An 18,660-nucleotide genomic window follows, 5' to 3' on the forward strand; every position below is an offset into this window, starting at 1 on the left:
GGGTTCGGCGTAATGTAAGTGAATCCTGACACGCGGAGGACGGCATGGCACCACACGTCGCGATCATCGGAGCGGGGTTCGGCGGGCTGTGCATGGCGATCCAGCTCGAACGGGCCGGGATCGGGACGTACACGGTGTTCGAGAAGGCGGACGATCTCGGCGGCACATGGCGCGACAACAGCTATCCGGGGGCGGGGTGTGACATTCCCTCGCATCTGTACTCGTACTCGTTCGAGAAGTACGCGAGCTGGACGCGCCGCTATCCCGGGCAGCCCGAGATTCTCGGCTATTTGGAGCATTGCGCCGATAAATACGGCGTCAGGGGGAAAATCCGCTTCGGTGCGGAGGTGCGCCGGGCCGTCTTCGATGAGTCGCGGTGGCAGGTCACGAGCGCGACGGAAGGGGGCAGGGAGCGTACCGAGGCGTTCGACGTGGTCGTCATGAGTGTGGGGCAGCTCAACCGGCCCCGGCTGCCCGACATTCCCGGCATGGCGGAGTTCGAGGGGATCTCCTTTCACTCCTCCCGCTGGAACCACGACCACGATCTCACCGGCAGGCGCGTCGCGGTGATCGGGAACGGGTCGTCGGCGGCCCAGTTCATTCCGCCCGTGGCGGAGCGGGCCGAGCACCTGTACGTCTTCCAGCGCACGCCGAACTGGGTGATCCCCAAGCCGGACGCCACGTTCGCCCCGCTGACCAGGCTCGCGCTGCACTTCGTACCGGGGCTGCAGCGGGCCTACCGAGAATGGATCTACCGGTACGCCGAGGGCACCCTCTATCCCGCGCTCGCCCAGGGCTGGAGCGTGGGGCTGCTCAGGCAGCGGGCGCTGCGGCACCTGCGCGACCAGGTGCCCGACCCGGAGCTGCGTGCCAAGCTCACCCCCGACTATCCGCCGGGGTGCAAGCGGGTGGTCATCGACAGTATGTTCTATCCGGCGCTGACGCGGCCGAACGTGGATCTGGTGACGGACCGGATCGTACGGATCACGCCGAAGGGCGTCGAGACCACCGATGGCCTGCGGGAGGTGGACACGATCGTGTACGCCACCGGCTTCAGGAGCACCGAGTTCCTGGCCCCGATGGAGATCGCCGGGCGCGGCGGGCGGTCGCTGGAGGAGCAGTGGAAGGGCGGGGCGGCGGCATATCTCGGCATTTCCATGCCGAACTTCCCCAACCTCTTCCTGCTGTACGGGCCCAACACCAACCTGGGACACAACTCCATCATCTTCATGATCGAATGTCAGGTGAACCACATCATGGCGTGCCTGCCGTACCTGTCGGGCCCGCCGATGGAGGTGCGGCCGGAGGCGATGGCGGCGTGGAACAGGCAGCTCGGCGCGGCGATGGAGCGGATGGTGTGGGGCGAGGGCTGCCAGAGCTGGTACAAGACGGCGGACGGCCGCGTCACCAACAACTGGCCCGGGCCCACTACGCTCTACCGCAGGCTGACGGCCAGGCCGCCGCGCCCGGCCTACCAGGTCGTCGAACCCGGGTAGGACGCCTGGGCGTCGGATCCAGGTCGTACACGTGATCCAAAAGATCAAACCTGGGGCTCATCCCAGCGGCTACGGCCACGCGATAACGTCCAACGCATGACGCTTCCCCTGCACCAGCGCGCAGTCGTGGCCGACACCCACAACGATCTGCTCATGGCCGTCTCCGCCCGGCCGCCGCAGCTGTGGGCCTCGTTCTTCCGGGAGAGATGGCTGCCCCAACTGCTCGACGGCGGGGTCGACCTGCAGGTCCTGCCGGTCTTCATCGACGATCAATACCGGCCGGAGGGCGCGCTGCGGCAGACGCTGCGCATGATCGAGTGCGCCCACGTGATCGCCGAGGGCAACGCCGACCGGGTCCGGCTCTGTCTCGACGCGGGTGAGATCGACGGTGCGATCGAGGAGGGCAAGATCGCCCTGGTGCTGGCGATGGAGAGCATGCCGGGCCTCGACGCGAGCATCGAGCTGATCCCGACCCTGCACCGGCTGGGCGTGCGGGTGGCCTCCATCGCCCACTTCGGCCGCACGCCCCTGGCCGACGGCAGCGCCGAAGACGCGACGGGCAGCGGCCTGACCTCCCATGGCGTGGCCGCGCTGGCGGAGATGGAGCGGCTGGGCATCGTGTTCGACGTCTCGCACCTGGGCGCCTCCGGCGTCGCGCACGTGCTGGAGCTGGCCACGAAGCCGGTCATGGCCACCCACTCCTCGGCCCGCGCCCTGCGCGACCACCACCGCAACCTCACCGACGACCAGCTTCGCGGGGTGGCCGCCACGGGGGGCGTGATCTGCGTCAACTTCTTCGCGCCGTTCCTGGCCGACCGGCCGGCGGACATGACGCTCGACCGCCTGCTCGACCACATCGAGCACATGGTGTCGGTCGCCGGCATCGACCACGTGGGCCTGGGCCCCGACTTCATCCGCGAGGTCATGGACGATCTGACGCCGCCCTGCTGCGAGGACGTCCAGCTGAGAGGTGTCGATCCGAAGGCCTGCGTGCCCGGGCTGGAGGGCCCGGCCGGGCTGCCCATGGTGACCGAGGGCCTGCTCGCCCGGGGCCTGCCGGAGAAGGACGTCATGCAGATCATCGGCGGCAACGTGCACCGGTTCTTCGGGGAGCGGCTGGCGTGAGCGGTGAGGGCATGAGCGGCGGCATGAGCGGCGGCATGAGTGGCGGCATGGTCGAGGATCTCGAAGAGCTGGTCGTGTGCGAGTCGTTCTCCAGCGACCTCGCGGCCGTGGCCCGGAGTGCCGAGGTCGTGGCCGCGATGGGGGCCAGATATCTGGGTGCCCCGCCCGAGAAGCTGGTGATCGACGGTGTGACGCACCTGAGGTGGGCCTTCGGGAGCCCGAAGGTGCTGCTGCTCGGCCACCACGACACCGTCTGGCCGATGGGCAGCCTGGCCACGCACCCCTGGTCGGTGGTGGACGGGGTGGCGCGGGGGCCGGGTGTGTTCGACATGAAGGCGGGGCTGGTGCAGACGTTCCACGCGCTGGCCGGGCTCGACTCGCTCGACGGGATCACCGTGCTGGTGACGGGAGACGAGGAGGTCGGCTCGGTCACGTCGTCGCCGTTGATCCAGGACACCGCGCGCGGGCTGGCGGCCGCGTTCGTCATGGAGGCCAGCGCGGACGGCGGGGCGCTCAAGACCGCGCGCAAGGGCACCGCGCTCTACACCGTCAACGTACACGGCAAGGCGGCGCACGCCGGGCTGGAGCCGGAGAAGGGGGCGAACGCCGGGATCGAGCTGGCTCACCAGATCCTGGCCATCTCCGCCATCGGCGCGGGCGCGACGACCGTCACGCCGACACTGCTGTCGGGCGGGTCGGCGGCCAACACGGTCCCGGCCTCGGCCTCGGTCGCCGTGGACGTACGGGTGGCGGAGGTGCTGGAGCAGGAGCGGGTGGACGCGGCGATGCGCGCGCTGCGCTCTGTCGTGCCCGGCACCCGCCTGGAGATCCTCGGCGGTGCCAACCGGCCGCCGCTCGAAGCCGCCATGTCGGCCCCGCTCTTCGCGGTGGCCCAGGAATTGGCGGCGGGACTGGGCCTGAAACCGCTGAGGTCGGCCTCGGTGGGCGGCGCTTCCGACGGCAACTTCACGGCGGGAGTGGGGTGTCCGACGCTCGACGGGCTGGGGGCGGTGGGCGGCGGGGCGCACGCGGACCACGAACACGTCATCCTGGCCGAAATGCCGGGACGCACCGCCCTCCTCCGCGCCTTGATCAACGCGGTCCGGTAGCTCCCTCCTGACCGCAGGATTTCCTTGGTGCCGCTGGGCTTCGCACCGCCTCAAAGGGCCGCCACCTTGAGGGGGCCGATGCGCTGAGGGGCCGACGCCCTGAAGGGCCAACGCCCTGAGAGGGTTCCCCGCTCCGAGAGGCCGACATCCTGAGGGGTTGCCGTTCGAAGGAGGGACGTGACGTGTCGGATGGTTGACGTCTGTCGGAGACACACGACGTCTTGGAGGGCGCCGTTGGGACCTCGACCTCGGAGGGTCGGCACGCGGAGGTGGTTGAGCAGGCCAAGAGGTGGGCCATGGAGGGGATCCGCCCTCTGATGGGCACCGGCGAGCGGACGCTGTCCGTCTCTGAGGGCTGCCGGGTGAGCGCCGGGCTGCTCACCCGCAAGGTCCCCGCCCATTGGGATCGCTCGCCTCTGGGTGCTCTGCCCGGGAGCGTCGGGTAACTCGCCTCTGAGAGCTCAGCCCGCGCGCGTCGGGCAACTCACCCCCGAGGGCTCAGCCCGGGAGCATCGGGCGACTCACCCCCGAGGGCTCAGCCCGCATGCGTCGGGATGAGCGCCTCCGAGGGCTCTCCCGGCGAACAGAAGCTCCTCACCTCAGCGGGTGCTGCCATGTGGGCAGACGGTGCTCGCCCCAGAGGACTCTGCCCCTGTCGGTAGGGCGTGGCCCGCCTTCAAGGGGTCTGTTCGTTGAGCAGGGGTTGCTCGTTTCTGAGGGCTTTCCGGTGAGCGAGGGCTGCTTGCCTTGGAGACGTCGGCGAGCGGGGGTTGTTTGGGGTGGGGTTGGGCGGGTCTTCTCTGGTCGTAGTTGGTTTGGTGGCAGACGGTTGAGATTGAGGGGAAGGCGGTGCTGGGGTTCGGACAACAACAGGTGACCGTTGTATCGCCGACGACAAGGCATCTGAATGAAGGAGCCACGCGTGGCCGCTCCCCCAAGCGTCGTACCGCCATGGCAGGACGACGCGGCGGTGATCGAGCGGTCCTGGGATGAACCCGAGTGTTTCGGTGTCGTCTTCGATGCCCACTATGCGGAGATTCATCGGTACGCGTCTCGGCGGCTTGGGCCGCATGCCGCCGACGATGTCTCCGCCGAGACGTTCGCACTGGCGTTTCGCCAGCGCCACCGGTACGACCTGAGCCACGGCAGCGCACGCCCCTGGCTCTATGGGATCGCGACCAACCTCATCAGCCGCCACCATCGCGACGAGGTACGTGCTCTGCGTGCCATGGGGCGGGTGCACCCGGGAGGGGAGCCGGTCGGCGGGCACGAGGACGAGGTGGCCAGACGGGCGAGTGCGGAAGGCGTCAGGGGTGCGCTGACCGAAGCCATCGCCGCGCTGCCCCCTGACCAGCGGGACGTGCTGCTGCTCGTCGTGCTGTCGGGGCTTAGCTACGACGAGGTGGCGCAGGCTCTGGAAGTGCCTTTCGGGACGGTTTCGTCGCGGCTGAACCGGGCCCGTAAGAAGCTGCGCAAGGCGCTGGGTGGGACGAATCCGCTGCTTGACGACGACGAGGAAGAGATGCGTCGATGAACGATCTGGATCTTGTACGGGAGTTGTACGAGGACCCGCCCCCGCCGGCTCGCGATGCCATGGCCGCTGCCCGGGCCCGCATGTTGAATCAGTCCGAGGGGGTCCATCCGGGTATGCCGGATCCAGCCATGGGCACGCCGGGGTGGGCCGTGGATGAGCTGCACCGCAGTGCGGATGAGCCGGAGCGCGGCGCGGGTGGGTCGAGCTGGGAAACGGGTCGGCCAGATCGGGTAAACGGCGTGCGTCCCGGTGGGCCGGGCCGGGTCGGGTCTGTGCGGCTGGGCGAGTTGGACGGGACGAACAGCGAGCGGTCCCGCATGCCGGATCAGGCCGGGGCCGAGCGTTCGGGCATGCCGGGCGAGGCGCACGGTGCGCGTCCCCGCGCGTCAGGGCAGGTCGGGGCCGTACAGCCTCATGTGTCGGATCAGGGTGGGCTCGTACAGTCCCAGGGGCTGGAGCATGGTGAGGTCGGGCAGAGTCCTGCTCGGGGGCGGCGTAGGTGGCGGGTGCCGGTGGGGATGGTGGCTGCTGCGGTGGTCGCGGCTGTGGTGGCGGGGGTGGCGATCACTTCCGATGAGGGTGGGGGACCGCCTGAGGCTGGGGGATCTCGGGAGAGCAGGGTGGATCCCGGGGTTCGGGCTCCTCTGTCGGCTCGGGGGATGGTGCTGGCCGCTGCTTCCCAGGCTGAGCGGCAGGAGCAGGGGCGGTACTGGTACACCCATCAGCGGACCGCTTTCCCTGCGTTCGCGCTCGGCAAGGGTGGGGGGTATGTCGTGGAGGAGCGGTACGAGTACTTTCACTGGACCGGGCGGGCTCGGGATGATGGGCAGGCGTTCTTTGGGCGGGACTTCGCCGGGGCGCCTCAGACCGAGGGCGATGTCGAAGCGTGGCGAGAGGCGGGGTCGCCGGAGAAGTGGAAGATACGGTCCTCGGGGCTGACTCGGACGGTCGGGTCCAAGTCGGGCGAGTGGGAAGCGGACTCGCCGAAGGACGAGGGCGGGGTCTTCAATATTCCCGGGATCGGGGCGTACACCTACGCTGAGCTGCAGAAGTTTCCCACCGAGCCCGCGGAGCTGCGCGAGGTGCTGTGTGAGGGCAGGGTTCGGCTGATGCCGGAGGTGGCCAAGCAGTTGCGGCGTGGTGGGCTCGGTGCGGCGCCGAAGCGGTGTGACAAGGCGTCGCAGGTGCTCAACAAGGTCTTCTTCACGTTGCATGAGACTCCCGTTCCGCCCAAGGTGCGGGCTGGGCTCATGCGGTTGCTCGCCGACTATCCCGGTGTGCGGCGGCTTGGTACCGTCACCGATTCGATCGGGCGGAGTGGGGTGGGGCTCGCTGCCTCGTTCGAGGCTGCTGATGGGCGGGGGACGATTCAGCGGGATCTGGTTTTCGATCAGGAGACCGGTGCGGTTCTGGGCAGTCGGGACACCATGGTCAAGCCTGGGCCCAAGGCTCAGGAATGGCAGGTTCCCGGCAGGGTTGTCAATGACTGGCTGGTTCTGGGCTCGGGCTGGACCGACACCAAGCCTGGGTTGCCCGAATAGGGCGGATGTCCCCTCTCCTGCCCTGCCCCCTGCCCTGCCCGTGGTTCCGGTCGTTTTCCGGTGCTGGGCGGGCGGGTTGCTTCCGGGCCTGGGTCCATCATCTGGTCGTGCTTCTGGTGCTGGGTCGAATGGGTTGCTTCCCCGGGGGTAACTCGGCCGTCTTCGGGCCCTCATCGGCCGGAGCGCTCCGGGGCAGGGCGACCGGGGCATCTTCTGGGGCTGGGTGGTGAGGGGTTCCCGAGCCTGGTCGCGGCTCGGGAAGTGGGGCTGCGGGCGGTCGGGAGGACGCTTGGGTTTTGTTAGACGACGGGGCCGAGCTTTCGTCGCATGGCACAGCCGTTGGGGAACTCCGCCGCGAACTCGACCGGCATGTCGTACCAGCGTCCGTTCACCTCGACGTCCACCGGGTCCCAGATGAGCGGGCAGGGGCCCGGGTCGACGTTCAGGTTTTCGACGTAGCCGTCGACGGCGCGCAGCACGCGGCAGGCCGCCGGTGGGTTCGGGTGGAGGCCGCCGTCGGGGTCGCAGGTCAGGCGGGTCGAGTACGCGCCGCCGTCGTGCGGGGTGACGGTGATGAGGAGCTCCGCACCCGGGGCGGCGGCCGCGGCCGCGGCGGGGAGGGTGGTGAACGGGGAGGCGAGGGTCGCGGCCGCGCACAGGCCGAGGGCGGTCAGCTTGCGGGCGAGGGCGGTGGGGAGGGCGAGCTTCATGAGGGTCTCCAAAGCGGTGGGGTGGCTCACGGAAGTTCCGGGGCGCACGCATTATGACTACCGAGAGTTGTTGATCTGTGACCATTGGTAGACGAGTGATCTCATGGTGATGATGTGGATACAGAGAGATATCGGCGCTGGTCATGGACCTGGCGGGAAGCGCCGACGCGGGCGTGCGTAAATAGGGGGATGGGTAGTCACCAAGACGCGGCGGCCGCGGCCGGGGTGGTGGTCAGGGAGCTGCGAGAGATCGGCGAGTTCAAGCAGGTCTACCGGCTCTTCGACGAGATCTGGCATCCGGAACCGCGCAACGTGCCGGCCCCCGTGGAGTTGATGATCGGGTTCGCGCACACCGGCAACTACGTGGCGGGGGCGTTCGACGGGGACACGCTGGTGGGGGCCTCGGTGGGGTTTCTGGCCGCCGATCGGGCGCTGCACTCGCACGTGACCGGGGCCGCCGCCATTGGCCGGGGCGTCGGGTACGTGCTCAAGCAGCACCAGCGGACCTGGTGCCTGGAGCGGGGGCTGGACAAGATCACGTGGACGTTCGACCCGCTCGTACGACGCAACGCCCGGTTCAACCTGGTCAAGCTGGGCGCCAGGCCGGAGCAGTACTTGGCGGACTTTTACGGTGTCATGGCCGACGCGATCAACGAGGGTGACGCCTCCGACCGGCTGCTCGCCGTGTGGCGGATCGGGCCCGGCGACGAGGGTGAGATGGGCGGGGAACCGCCGCGCAGGACGTACCCCTTGCTGTGGGAGGCGGAGGACGGGCGGCCCGTCGCGGCGGCGGGGAAGGCGGCGGGGGCGGCGGTTTCGATCGCGACCCCGTCCGATGTCGAGACGTTGCGGCGGACGGATCCGGAGGCGGCGAAGGACTGGCGGACGGCCGTACGGGAGGCGCTCGGCGGGGCGATGGAAGCGGGGGGACATGTCGTGGGATTTACGGACCGAGGCGAATATGTGGTGCTAATCAACTAGCTATTCCACTGGTGTTTCGGGTCTCTGTAATGTGGCGGAAAGGCAAGTTGAGCAAGGAGATCCGCATGGCGGAGTTCACCCCGACTGTACCTACGCGCGTCCTGCCCCCCGTCGCCGTACGAGACCTTCCCGAACCTCCCCGATCGGCCTGGCGCATCATCGGCCCCGGCCTGGTCGGCGCCGGGGTGGGGCTCGCGTCGGGGGAGTTCATCCTCTGGCCCTACATCGCGTCACAGGTCGGCCTCGTGTTCATCTGGGGAGCCGCGATCGGCATCATCACCCAGTGGTTCCTGAACATGGAGATCGAACGCTACACCCTGGCCACCGGCGAAACCGCGCTCACCGGGTTCAGCCGGATGTGGAAACACTGGGGCCTGGTCTTCGTGATCATGACGCTCTGCTCGAATCTGTGGCCGGGGTGGGTGACCACGTCGGCGACGATGGTGACGTACCTGACCGGAACCGGCGAAGAGTCCGTGCGGTGGATCGCCATCGGCATGCTGATCGTGATCGCGCTCGGGCTGACGTTGGCGCCCGTGATCTACACGGCGCTCGAACGGGTGATCTTCGTGAAGATCGCCCTGGTCATCACGCTCATCGTGGTCGCGATCCTGTTCGCGATCAACGCCGAGAGCTGGATCGAGCTGGGCAAGGGCCTGAGCGTCGGCGCCCAGTTCCCGGTCCCGCCGCTGGACTTCGCGGTGCTCATGGGCGCCATCGCGTACGCCGGCGCGGGCGGCGGCCAGAACCTGTGCCAGAGCAACTGGATCCGCGACAAGGGCTTCGGCATGGGCCTGTACGTGCCGCGCCTGGTCAGCCCGGTCACCGGCCACGAGGAGGCGGCCGCCTCGACCGGCTTCCAGTTCGCGCCGACCAAGGAGAACCTGGCCCGCTGGAAGCAGTGGTGGCGCTTCGCGAACGTCGAGCAGGCGTCGACGTTCGCCCTGGTGTCGTTCGTGACGATCGCGCTCATGTCGATGCTGGCGTACTCCACCGTCTTCGGCAGGGAGGGGCTGGAGAACAGCATCGGCTTCCTGCAGGTCGAGGGGCAGGTGCTGCAGGAGACCGTCGGGGTCTGGTTCGGGGTCCTGTTCTGGGTGATCGGCGCGCTGGCGCTGTTCGCCTCGGCGATGGGCATCGTGGACTACACCTCGCGGCTGGCCTCCGACACGATCAAGACGGTCTACCTGCGTGACAAGTCCATTTCCGTGAACCGGGTCTACTTCTTCACGGTGTGGGCGATGGCGCTGATCGGGACCTTGATCCTGCTGGCGGGCTTCGACCAGCCGCTGATCCTGCTGGTGTTCTCGGCGTGCTTCGCGGCCGTGATGATGTTCGTGTACTCGATCCTGCTGATCATCCTGAACCGGCGGGCGCTGCCCGAGGCCATCAAGGTCCGTTCGTACCGGCTCGGCGCGCTCATCTGGTCGGTGGCCTTCTTCGGCACGCTGACCGTGATCGTGGTCATCACGCAGGCCCAGAAGCTCTTCGGCTGACGTCGGCGCGGGAGGCGGCCGGGCTTCCGGGCCGCCTCCCGCGTGATTTGACCTCAACCTAACTTAAGGATGCAGACTCGGCCGCATGAACGTGGTCGAGGTAACGAAGTACGGCGGTCCCGAGGTGCTCGTGGCCGGTACGGCGCCGGATCCCGTCGCGGGGGTGGGGCAGGTGGTGATCGGCGTCTCGGTGGCGGACGTGATGTCCATCGACGCGCAGTTGCGGGCGGGGTGGGGGCGGGAGTGGTTCCCCGGCGAGCCGCCGTTCGTGCCGGGCACCGGGGTCGCCGGGCGGGTGCTCGCCGTGGGTGACGGGGTGGACCCCGCGTGGGTGGGGCGGCGGGTGGCGGCGCTGGTCCCGGGCGGTGGGTACGCCGAGCGGGTCGTGGCCGACGTGGCGACCGTGGTCGTGGTGCCCGACGAGGTGCCCTTGTGGTCGGCCGCGGCGGTGATCCAGGTGGGGCCGGCGGCCTTGAGCCTGGTGGCGGCGGCCGGGCTGACGCGCGGGGCGCGGGTGCTGGTCACGGGGGCCGGTGGGGCGCTGGGGCTGCCGATCGTGCGTCTCGCCACCGCCGCGGGCGCCCGCGTGACGGCGGCGGCGCACGGCCCGGCCAAGCGGGCGGCGGCCCTGGAGGCGGGCGCGGCGGAGGCCGTCGACTACTCAGACCTCGCGGGGCGGTTCGAGGTCGTGTTCGATGGGGTGGGCGGGATGGTCGGGGGGTCCGCTTTTGGGCTGGTCGGGCCGGGTGGGAGGTTCTTCGCGTACGGGGTGCCGAGCGGGGCGACGGCGATGATCGATCCCGCGGAGGCCGAGCGGCGCGGGGTGCGGGTGATCGGGATGGAGCAGGTGCAGTTCGCCCCCGACGAGTTCAGGCGGCTGGCCGAGCTCACCCTGCGCGAGACCGCGGCGGGCCGGTTGACGACTCAGGTCGGCCTGGCGGTGCCCCTGGAGCGGGCGGCCGAGGCGCATGCCGCGCTGGAGGCCCGCGAGCTGGTCGGCAAGGCGCTCCTGCTCGTCACCGCGCCGGCCGTCCGCTACCGGGAGCACGGCGGGCCCGAGGTGCTGGCGCTGGAGGAGGTCCCGCTCCCCCAGCCGGGTCCCGGGCAGGTGCGGGTCGCGGTCAGGGCGGCCGGGGTGAACCCGATCGACTGGAAGATCCGGTACGGCTTCCGCGGCACCCCGATCGACGGGCCCCAGGGGACGGGGTTCGAGCTGGCGGGAACCGTCGACGCGCTCGGCCCGGGAGTGACCGGGTGGCGGCCGGGCGATCCGGTGTACGGGCAGGTGGCGTCGGGGGCGGTGGCCACGTACGCGATCGCCGACGCGACGGCGCTGACGGCCAAGCCGGACGATCTCACGTACGAGGAGGCGGCCGCGCTACCCGTGGCGACCGCGACCGCCCGGCGCACGCTCGGCGAGCTCGGCGTCGAGAAGGGGCACACTCTGCTGATCCACGCCGTCGCGGGCGGCGTCGGCCTGGCCGCCGCGCAGCTCGCCCTCGCCCGCGGGGCCAGCGTCGTCGGCACCGCGAGCGAACGCCACCACGATCACCTGCGCGCTCTCGGCGTCCACCCCGTCACCTATGGGGACGGCCTGGAGGAGCGCCTGCCGGCGCCGGTGGACCGGGTGCTGGACGCCTCGGGCAGGGGCGAGCTGGAGCTGTCGGTCAAGCTCACCGGCGACCCCGCCAAGGTCGTCACGATCGCGGACCGGGCGGGCGCGGCCCGTCTCGGCGTGCGGTTCTCCACAGGAGGAGACGCGAAGGACGGCCAGGACGAGCACGTACGGATCCCGGTCGCCGAGGTGTTCCCCCTGGAGCGCGCCGCCGACGCGCATCGGCGCAGCGAGAACGGCCACTTCCTGGGCAAGATCGTCATCAATACGGAAGCGTCCTTGCCGCATTAGCACGGCACACTGGTGCCCATGCTGGAAACCTCCGCCCGCCTGCTCAAACTCCTGTCCCTCCTGCAGGCGCACAGAGACTGGTCGGGCCCCGAGCTGTCCACCCGGCTCGGCGTCTCGACCAGAACGATCCGCAACGACGTGGAACGCCTGCGCTCCCTCGGCTACCCCGTCCACGCCACCCCGGGCGTGGCGGGCGGCTACCGGCTGGGCGCGGGCGCGGCGCTGCCGCCGTTGCTGCTCGACGACGAGGAGGCCGTCGCGGTCGCCGTCGGTCTCGGCCGGGCGGCCGGCGGCGGGGTCGAGGGCATCGAGGAGACCTCGGTGCGTGCCCTGGCCAAGCTGGAGCAGGTCCTGCCGTCCCGCCTGCGGCGCCGGGTGAACGCCCTCAACACCTACACCGTGCAGATCCCGGGCAACGCCCCGTCCGTCGCGCCGGAGGTGCTGACCACGATCGCGAACGCGGCCCGCGACCACGAGCGGCTGCGCTTCGACTACACCGGTCACGGGGGTGAGGTGAGCGTACGGGATGTGGAGCCGCACCGCCTGGTGCACCGGCACGGCCGCTGGTACCTCGTGGGTTACGACGCCGAACGGCGGGACTGGCGCACGTTCCGGGTGGACCGGATGCGGCCGCGCACCCCGTCGGGGCCCCGGTTCACGCCGCGTGAGCTGCCGGCGGACGGCGACGTGGCGGCGTACGTGGAGAAGGGCGTCAACACGGCGATGTGGCGATACCGGGCGACGGTGCTGCTGCACGCCCCGGCCGAGCGGATGCGGGCGCTGCCGCTGGACCTGGAGATCGAGGCGGTGGACGACACCACGTGCCTGCTCAGACTGGGCGGCGACGACGTGAACGGGATGGCGGTGTGGATCGGGTTCCTCGGCGTGGACTTCGAGGTGCTCGACCCGCCGGAGCTGGCCGAGCACGTACTGACGCTGTCAGAGCGCTACCGGCGGGCGGTCAGCGGGCGGTAAGGCCCCGGTCAGCGCGCCGGGTCAGGCTCAGAACCATGCAGAACATGACGCGGGTCGCGGGCGGCAAGGACGACTTCGCGACCGTCACCCACCTGACCCTCACCGGCAGCCACTACGAGATCGGCCGGGCGCTCACCGAGGAGGCCCGCCGCCTGGGCTGGGCCCCCACGCCGGTCGACCCGATCGTGAACCGGGCCCGCAGGACCTGGTTCGAGCGGCACTGGCCGCAGCAGCACGCCCGCCTGGACGGCGCGGCGGCCGCGCTCGGGCTCGACCCCGACCAGGACGAACTGGCCCTCGACGGCCTGAACTACGTCCCCGAAGGCACCGCCTGCTCGGCCCTGTGGATCCCGCCGTCGGCGTCCACGGACGGCCACGGCAGGGTGGGCCGCAACTACGACTTCTTCACGGCCACCGCCGGCGAGGTCATGGGCCGTCCGGCCCGGCCGAACGAGCTGCCCATGGCCTCGCGCCCGTACGTGATCACCACCGTCCCCGACGAGGGCCTCTCCTCGACCGTGATCACCATGTCCGACCTCGACGGCTGCATGGACGGCGTCAACTCGGCCGGCCTCGCGGTCATGCTGCTGATCGCCGACTTCGAGAGCGCCGAGCCCCCGGAGCACGCCGCGCCGCAGGTGGGCGTGGGCAGCGTGCAACTGCCCAGGTTCCTGATCGACACCTGCGAGAACGTGGACCAGGCCAAGCAGACGCTGCTGGGCGCCAAGCAGTACGACCACGGCGTGCCCCTGCACTACCTGGTGGCCGACGCGCACGGGCAGGCGTTCGTGTGGGAGCGCGGCCGGGACGGCGCCGAGCACATCATCGACCTCGGCGACGGCCCGCTCTGCGTCACCAACCACCTGCTGCACCGCCACCCCGACCCGATGAACCTGCCCGAGGACACCGAGGCCAGCCTCCTGTCGTACGGGCGGCTGCGCACGCTCTACGAGCGCAGCAAGGGCGTCACCATGGCGCCGGAGGAGCTGCGGGCGAGCCTGCGCGCGGTCCAGCCGGTCGAGGAGGCCGGGATGCCGTTCCGCACGCTGTGGAGCACGGTCTTCGACACCGCCGACCGTACCCTGTCCACCCGCTTCTACCTGGGCGACGGCCGCGGCTACTCCGAGGAGCTGGTGTTCGCGGCCAGGTAGTCGGCGCGCACCTTCGAACGGGACAGCTTGCCCGTCGGGGTGCGCGGGAGCGTGGCGCGGTATTCGATCACCTTCGGCTGCTTGAACCGGGCGATGCGCGGCCCGCAGTGCTCCAGCAGGGCGGCGGTCAGCTCGGGGCCCGGTGTGACGTCCTCGCCGGGCTGCACGAGGGCGACCACGTTGTGGCCCCACTCCTCGTCGGGCACCCCGATGACGGCCACGTCGGCGACCGCGGGATGCTCCAGCAGGGCGGCCTCGATCTCGGCGGGGTAGATGTTCACCCCGCCCGAGACGATCAGGTCGGTACGCCGGTCGCACAGGAACAGGTAACCGTCGCCGTCCAGGTAGCCGATGTCGCCGGGCGCGTACCACTCCCCCCGCATGCTGGCGGCCGTCTTCGCCGGGTCCTTGCGGTACTCGAACGAGCCCATCCCCGACTTGACGTAGATCATGCCGGGCTCGCCCGGCGGCAGCTCGGCGCCGCTCTCGTCGAGGATCCGGGCCTCGAACGAGGGCGCGGGCCGCCCGACCGTGCCCGGCCTGGCCAGCCAGTCGTGCGGCTTGACGGAGAAGGCGATCGTGGACTCGGTGGAGCCGTAGTACTCGTAGAGCACCGGCCCCCACCAGTCCATGATCTGCTGCTTGACCGCGACCGGGCAGGCGGCCGCCGTGTGGATGACCTGGCGCAGGCTGGAGACGTCGTATTTGCCCCTGATGTCCTCCGGCAGTTGCAACATCCGGTGGAACATGGTCGGCACCATCATCGCGTTCGTCACCCGGTGCCGCTCGATGAGCTCCAGGATGTTCAGCGGGTCGAACTTGGGCGTGATCACCACGGTGTGCCCGAGGTGCAGCGCGAACTGGGCGTGCGCGCACGGCGCCGAGTGGTACATCGGCGAGGTCACCAGGTGCACCTCGTCGCCCGCCTTGAGGTCCACGACCTCGCCGAAGAACCAGATGTACAGCGGCACGAGCGCCTCGGGCTCGGTGCCCGGCAGCGGCCGCTGCACGCCCTTCGGGAAGCCGGTGGTGCCGGAGGTGTACCACATGACCGCCCCGGTCGCGCGGTCGGCGGGCGCGTCGGCCGGCTGCCCCTCGGCCAGGCCGCCAGTGCCGGTTTCGGCGCCGGGCACGTCGTAGCCTGGGCCGGCGACGACCACCTTGGCGTCGCAGTCGGCCAGGATGTACGCCACCTCGGCGGCGGTCAGGTGCCAGTTGATCGGCACGTAGTAGAGCCCGATCTGGCCGGTCGCCATGATCATGACGAGGGCGTCGATCCCGTTGGGCAGCACCCCCGCCACCACGTCGCCGTCGCGCAGCCCACGGGCGCGCAGGCCGTGCGACACCTGGTTGACCCGGGCGAGCAGGTCACCGTACGAGGTCCGGGTGCCGTCGGTGTCGATGACCGCGAGCCGGTCGGGGTCGGCGGCGGCGATGGCGTAGAAACCGGGCAGCTTGCTCACGTCCATCTAGAGCTCCAGCAACTGTGCGAGGCGGGCGCGGTGGATACGGGGCGGGCCCAGCAGCACTTCGTCCGCCTTGGCCCGCTTGTAGAACAGGTGAGCGTCGTGCTCCCAAGTAAAGCCGATTCCGCCGTGCAGCAGGAGATGGTCGCGGGCCACCTCGAAGCAGGCGCGGCCGACGTACGCCTGGGCGAGGGCGGCGGCGCCGGGCAGCTCTTCCGGCGACTCGTCGGCGGCCCAGGCGGCGTATCGGACGATCGACTCGGCCTGTTCGAGCTTGCCGTGCATGTCGGCCAGCTTGTGCTTGACGCCCTGGTAGGAGCCGATGTAGCGGCCGAAGGCGACGCGGACCTTGGCGTAGGCCACGATGGCGTCCAGCGCGGCGCGCATCACGCCGAGCTGCTCGGCGGCCAGCGCCACGCACAGCCGGTCGCCGATCTCGGGCGCCGCTCCCAGCACCCGCGCGGGCGCCCCTTCCAGCTCGATCCTCGCCTGGCCGCGCGTGAGGTCGAGCGTCTCCAGGGCGGTCCTGGTCACGCCGGGCCCGGCCAGCTCGACGGCCACCATGACCAGGCCGTCGCCGCTGCGGGCGGGCGCCACCAGCACGCCGGCCTCCATCCCGGACAGCACCTGCGCCAGGGTGCCGTGCGCGGACGTGCCGTCGAGGGTGAGCTCGGTCTCGGAGAGCGTGGCGGCGATCCGGCCCTCGGCGATGCCGGTCATCAGCTCCTTGTCGGGCACCTGGGTGAGCGCGATGGCGGCGAACGCGGTGGCCAGGAACGGGCCGGGCAGCAGGGCCGCGCCGGTCTCCTCCAGCGCGACGGCCAGCTCGGTCAGACCGGCGCCCGCGCCGCCGTACTCCTCGGGGACGATCAGGCCCGACAGGCCGAGTTCGCCGTTGAGGCGGGCGTACACCTGCGGGTCGTAGCCGTGGCGGACCTTGGGCAGCGGCGAGGCGGTGCGCAGGAAGTCGCGTACGGCCGCGCGCAGCTCCCGCTGCTCCTCGCTGAGTACGAGCTTCACGTCTGCGTCCCCACCTTCAGGTCCTTGAACGGCACGGTCTTGTCCACGCGTGGCTCCGGCGGCAGGCCGAGCACCCGGTCGCCGACGATGTTGCGCATGATCTCGTTGGTGCCGCCGCCCAGCGCCATGGCCGGCGCCAGCGAGATCGCGTGGGCGAGCGGGTGATCGGCCAGGGCGGCCTCGGGGCCCACAAGCCGCGTCGCCAGGTCCGCCTGGAACATGTAGAGCTCGGCCAGCAGCAGCTTGGCCGCGCTCCCCCGCGCGCCGGGGAAGATGCCCGCCCTGGTCTCCTGGGCCAGCCGCTGGTTGAACAGCGCCAGCGCCCGGGTGCGGATGTGCAGCTCGACGAGCTGGTCGCGGACCAGCGGGTCTTCGGTGTCGACGACCTTGCGCAGCGCCTCCAGCGTGGCCGGGTTGTCCTTCTGCCCGCCCATGCCGACGCCCGACGAGATCGACAGCCGCTCGTGCAGCAGCGTCGTGACGGCCACGCTCCAGCCGTCGTTGACCTCACCCACGCGGTGCTCGTCGGGGATGATGACGTTGTCGAAGAAGATCTCGTTGAAGTTGGACCTGCCGGTCATGTCCTTCAGCGGCCGGACCGTCACGCCGGGGTGGTGCATGTCCACCACGAACATGGTCAGCCCCTTGTGCTTGGGCACGTCCACGTCGGTACGGGCCAGCAGCAGCCCCCAGTCGGCGTGGTGGGCGACGGAGGTCCACACCTTCTGGCCGTTGACCACCCAGTGGTCGCCGTCGAGCACCGCCCTGGTCTGCAGGCTGGCCACGTCGCTGCCCGCGCCGGGCTCGGAGAAGAGCTGGCACCAGATCTCCTCGCCGCGCAGCAGCGGCCGGATGAACCGCTCGCGCTGGGCGTCGGTGCCCCGGTCCACGAGCGTGGGCCCCGTCATGCCGAGGCCGATCGAGAAGACGTAGGTCGGGAGGGTGTAGTCGCGGGCCTCGGCGGCGAAGGCGCGCTCCTCCGCCTGCGTCAGCCCCTGGCCACCCCATTGGGCCGGCCAGGTGATGCCGGAGTAGCCGGCGTCGTGCAGCCGGGCCATGAACTCCTTGGCGCGGCCCAGCCCGTCGCCCTCCGGCCGGTCATCAGTTGGAGCGTTGTCCCGCAGCCAGGCACTGGCGGCGCGCCGATAATCAGCAAGGTTCACGTCGACTCCTCGGCATCAGTGCTCACTTACTCTAGTCAGGTCGCCCCAGCACGCATAGAGCATTGCTCTGGAGGTCTTCGGCGTCCGGCCGAGCCGGTCGCGGCGGAGACCGCCCGGCCGCGCCGCGTCCGGCGCTCGTTTCGTCCTCCGGATGCCGGATATGGATGAGTGACGGGGGTTTTTGACCCCGCGCGCGAACGTACAACAGCGTCCGGTTACCATGATCAAAGTGACTGTCGGTGAACGGTATTGCCGGTCCCGTACTGGTGTTCCTCATACCAGAACGGGCCGTGCCCGGTTTGTCCTACAAATAACAATGATCAGAAGTTAGAGTTACTCGCTGTGACAACAGGTTTCAGCCGATTACGGCGCGAGGATTTGCTCAAGACCGCCTGCGAGGTGATCGCGGAGCGGGGATTCGGGCATACCCGAACCCTGGACATCGCCAGGGCGGCCGGGGTGAGCCAGGCCCTGCTCTTCTACCACTTCGAGACCAAGGAGCGGCTGTTCGCCCAGGCCTTCAGCTACGCGGTACGCCTGCACCTCAACGCGCTCGCCGACGTCGAGCGGTCGAAGGGCACCCCGCTGGAACGCCTGCGCACCCTCCTCCGGCTCTGCACCCCCGCGGTCCCCACCGAGGGGTGGCGGTTGTGGATCGACGCCTGGTCCGAGGCGATGCGCAGCTCCGAACTGGAGGAGATGTCGCGCCGGATCGACTTCCAGGGCCGCATGCTGATGCGCTCGATCATCGAGGCCGGGGTGGACTGCGGTGAGTTCGCGTGCGCCGACCCCGACAGCACGAGCTGGCGGCTCTTCGCGCTGATCGACGGGCTGGCCGTGCAGATGCACACCCATCCCAAGGTGCTGTCGCGGCGCCGGGTCAACGCGCTCGTCCGTACGGCGGCGGCCAACGAACTGGGGGTGGACGCGGAAAAGCTGTGACCTCAACCTTCCCAGCGCTATTGGATTCTCCGTACAATTACTGGG

The 18,660-nt window shown here is 70.2% G+C and carries 15 protein-coding genes; 11 read left to right on the forward strand and 4 right to left on the reverse strand.

Annotated elements, in window-relative coordinates; genetic code table 11:
• The first annotated feature begins 44 nt into the window (after positions 1 to 44).
• The 5 genes from C4V41_RS09815 to C4V41_RS09840 all read left to right on the forward strand — a co-directional run bounded on the left by C4V41_RS09815 (position 45) and on the right by C4V41_RS09840 (position 6,805).
• Positions 45 to 1,496 (forward strand): flavin-containing monooxygenase, encoded by a 1,452-nt coding sequence (locus C4V41_RS09815; RefSeq protein WP_103955432.1) that lies wholly within the window; start codon positions 45 to 47, stop codon positions 1,494 to 1,496.
• A 96-nt stretch (positions 1,497 to 1,592) separates the two neighbouring features.
• Positions 1,593 to 2,621 carry a dipeptidase gene (locus C4V41_RS09820; RefSeq protein WP_103955433.1) on the forward strand — a complete coding sequence of 343 codons (1,029 nt, stop codon included), beginning with the start codon at positions 1,593 to 1,595 and terminating at the stop codon, positions 2,619 to 2,621.
• Positions 2,618 to 3,730 (forward strand): M20 family metallopeptidase, encoded by a 1,113-nt coding sequence (locus C4V41_RS09825; RefSeq protein WP_235030011.1) that lies wholly within the window; start codon positions 2,618 to 2,620, stop codon positions 3,728 to 3,730. Before C4V41_RS09820 ends, C4V41_RS09825 begins: the two co-directional genes overlap by 4 nt.
• Positions 3,731 to 4,652: 922 nt before the next feature.
• Complete coding sequence (locus C4V41_RS09835; RefSeq protein ID WP_235030012.1) at positions 4,653 to 5,264, forward strand: RNA polymerase sigma factor; 612 nt, start codon at positions 4,653 to 4,655, stop codon at positions 5,262 to 5,264.
• Positions 5,265 to 5,614: 350 nt separating this feature from the next.
• Positions 5,615 to 6,805 carry a CU044_5270 family protein gene (locus tag C4V41_RS09840; RefSeq protein ID WP_268808573.1) on the forward strand — a complete coding sequence of 397 codons (1,191 nt, stop codon included), beginning with the start codon at positions 5,615 to 5,617 and terminating at the stop codon, positions 6,803 to 6,805.
• Between the two features lie 299 nt (positions 6,806 to 7,104).
• Here the strand turns inward: C4V41_RS09840 and C4V41_RS09845 are convergent, their stop codons facing one another.
• The gene (locus C4V41_RS09845) at positions 7,105 to 7,515 is read right to left on the reverse strand and encodes an SSI family serine proteinase inhibitor (protein WP_200823855.1); all 411 of its coding nucleotides are present in this window, start codon (positions 7,513 to 7,515) and stop codon (positions 7,105 to 7,107) included.
• Between the two features lie 189 nt (positions 7,516 to 7,704).
• Here C4V41_RS09845 and C4V41_RS09850 point away from each other — a divergent pair, with 189 nt between their 5' ends.
• The 5 genes from C4V41_RS09850 (at position 7,705) to C4V41_RS09870 (ending at position 14,024) form a co-directional block, all read left to right on the forward strand.
• Positions 7,705 to 8,496 carry a GNAT family N-acetyltransferase gene (locus C4V41_RS09850; RefSeq protein WP_103955437.1) on the forward strand — a complete coding sequence of 264 codons (792 nt, stop codon included), beginning with the start codon at positions 7,705 to 7,707 and terminating at the stop codon, positions 8,494 to 8,496.
• A 65-nt stretch (positions 8,497 to 8,561) separates the two neighbouring features.
• Entirely contained in the window at positions 8,562 to 9,992 is a 1,431-nt protein-coding gene (locus C4V41_RS09855; protein ID WP_103955438.1) for an Nramp family divalent metal transporter, read from the forward strand.
• Positions 9,993 to 10,077: 85 nt separating this feature from the next.
• A complete protein-coding gene (locus C4V41_RS64115) occupies positions 10,078 to 11,898 on the forward strand; it encodes a zinc-binding dehydrogenase (RefSeq protein ID WP_235030013.1) in 1,821 nt (606 codons plus the stop codon).
• A gap of 18 nt (positions 11,899 to 11,916) precedes the next feature.
• Positions 11,917 to 12,873 (forward strand): helix-turn-helix transcriptional regulator, encoded by a 957-nt coding sequence (locus C4V41_RS09865; protein WP_103955723.1) that lies wholly within the window; start codon positions 11,917 to 11,919, stop codon positions 12,871 to 12,873.
• A 35-nt stretch (positions 12,874 to 12,908) separates the two neighbouring features.
• Positions 12,909 to 14,024: a C45 family autoproteolytic acyltransferase/hydolase gene (locus C4V41_RS09870; RefSeq protein ID WP_200823856.1), complete on the forward strand. Its 1,116-nt coding sequence runs from the start codon at positions 12,909 to 12,911 to the stop codon at positions 14,022 to 14,024.
• On the opposite strand, the gene C4V41_RS09875 is transcribed toward C4V41_RS09870, so the two are convergent.
• Genes C4V41_RS09875 through C4V41_RS09885 form a run of 3 tightly spaced genes read right to left on the reverse strand, consistent with a single transcriptional unit; the run spans position 13,991 to position 17,673 of the window.
• Entirely contained in the window at positions 13,991 to 15,493 is a 1,503-nt protein-coding gene (locus C4V41_RS09875) for an AMP-binding protein (protein ID WP_103955439.1), read from the reverse strand. The genes C4V41_RS09870 and C4V41_RS09875 overlap by 34 nt on opposite strands.
• A complete protein-coding gene (locus tag C4V41_RS09880) occupies positions 15,494 to 16,510 on the reverse strand; it encodes an acyl-CoA dehydrogenase family protein (protein ID WP_103955440.1) in 1,017 nt (338 codons plus the stop codon).
• Positions 16,507 to 17,673: an acyl-CoA dehydrogenase family protein gene (locus C4V41_RS09885; protein WP_103955441.1), complete on the reverse strand. Its 1,167-nt coding sequence runs from the start codon at positions 17,671 to 17,673 to the stop codon at positions 16,507 to 16,509. The genes C4V41_RS09880 and C4V41_RS09885 overlap by 4 nt, the downstream gene beginning before the upstream one ends.
• Positions 17,674 to 18,015: 342 nt before the next feature.
• On the opposite strand from C4V41_RS09885, the gene C4V41_RS09890 reads away from it, so the two are divergent.
• Positions 18,016 to 18,615, forward strand: a complete 600-nt coding sequence (locus C4V41_RS09890) for a TetR/AcrR family transcriptional regulator (protein ID WP_103955442.1) — start codon at positions 18,016 to 18,018, stop codon at positions 18,613 to 18,615.
• Positions 18,616 to 18,660: the final 45 nt, after the last annotated feature.

The organism is Nonomuraea solani (assembly GCF_900108335.1).
Lineage (GTDB): Bacteria > Actinomycetota > Actinomycetes > Streptosporangiales > Streptosporangiaceae > Nonomuraea > Nonomuraea solani.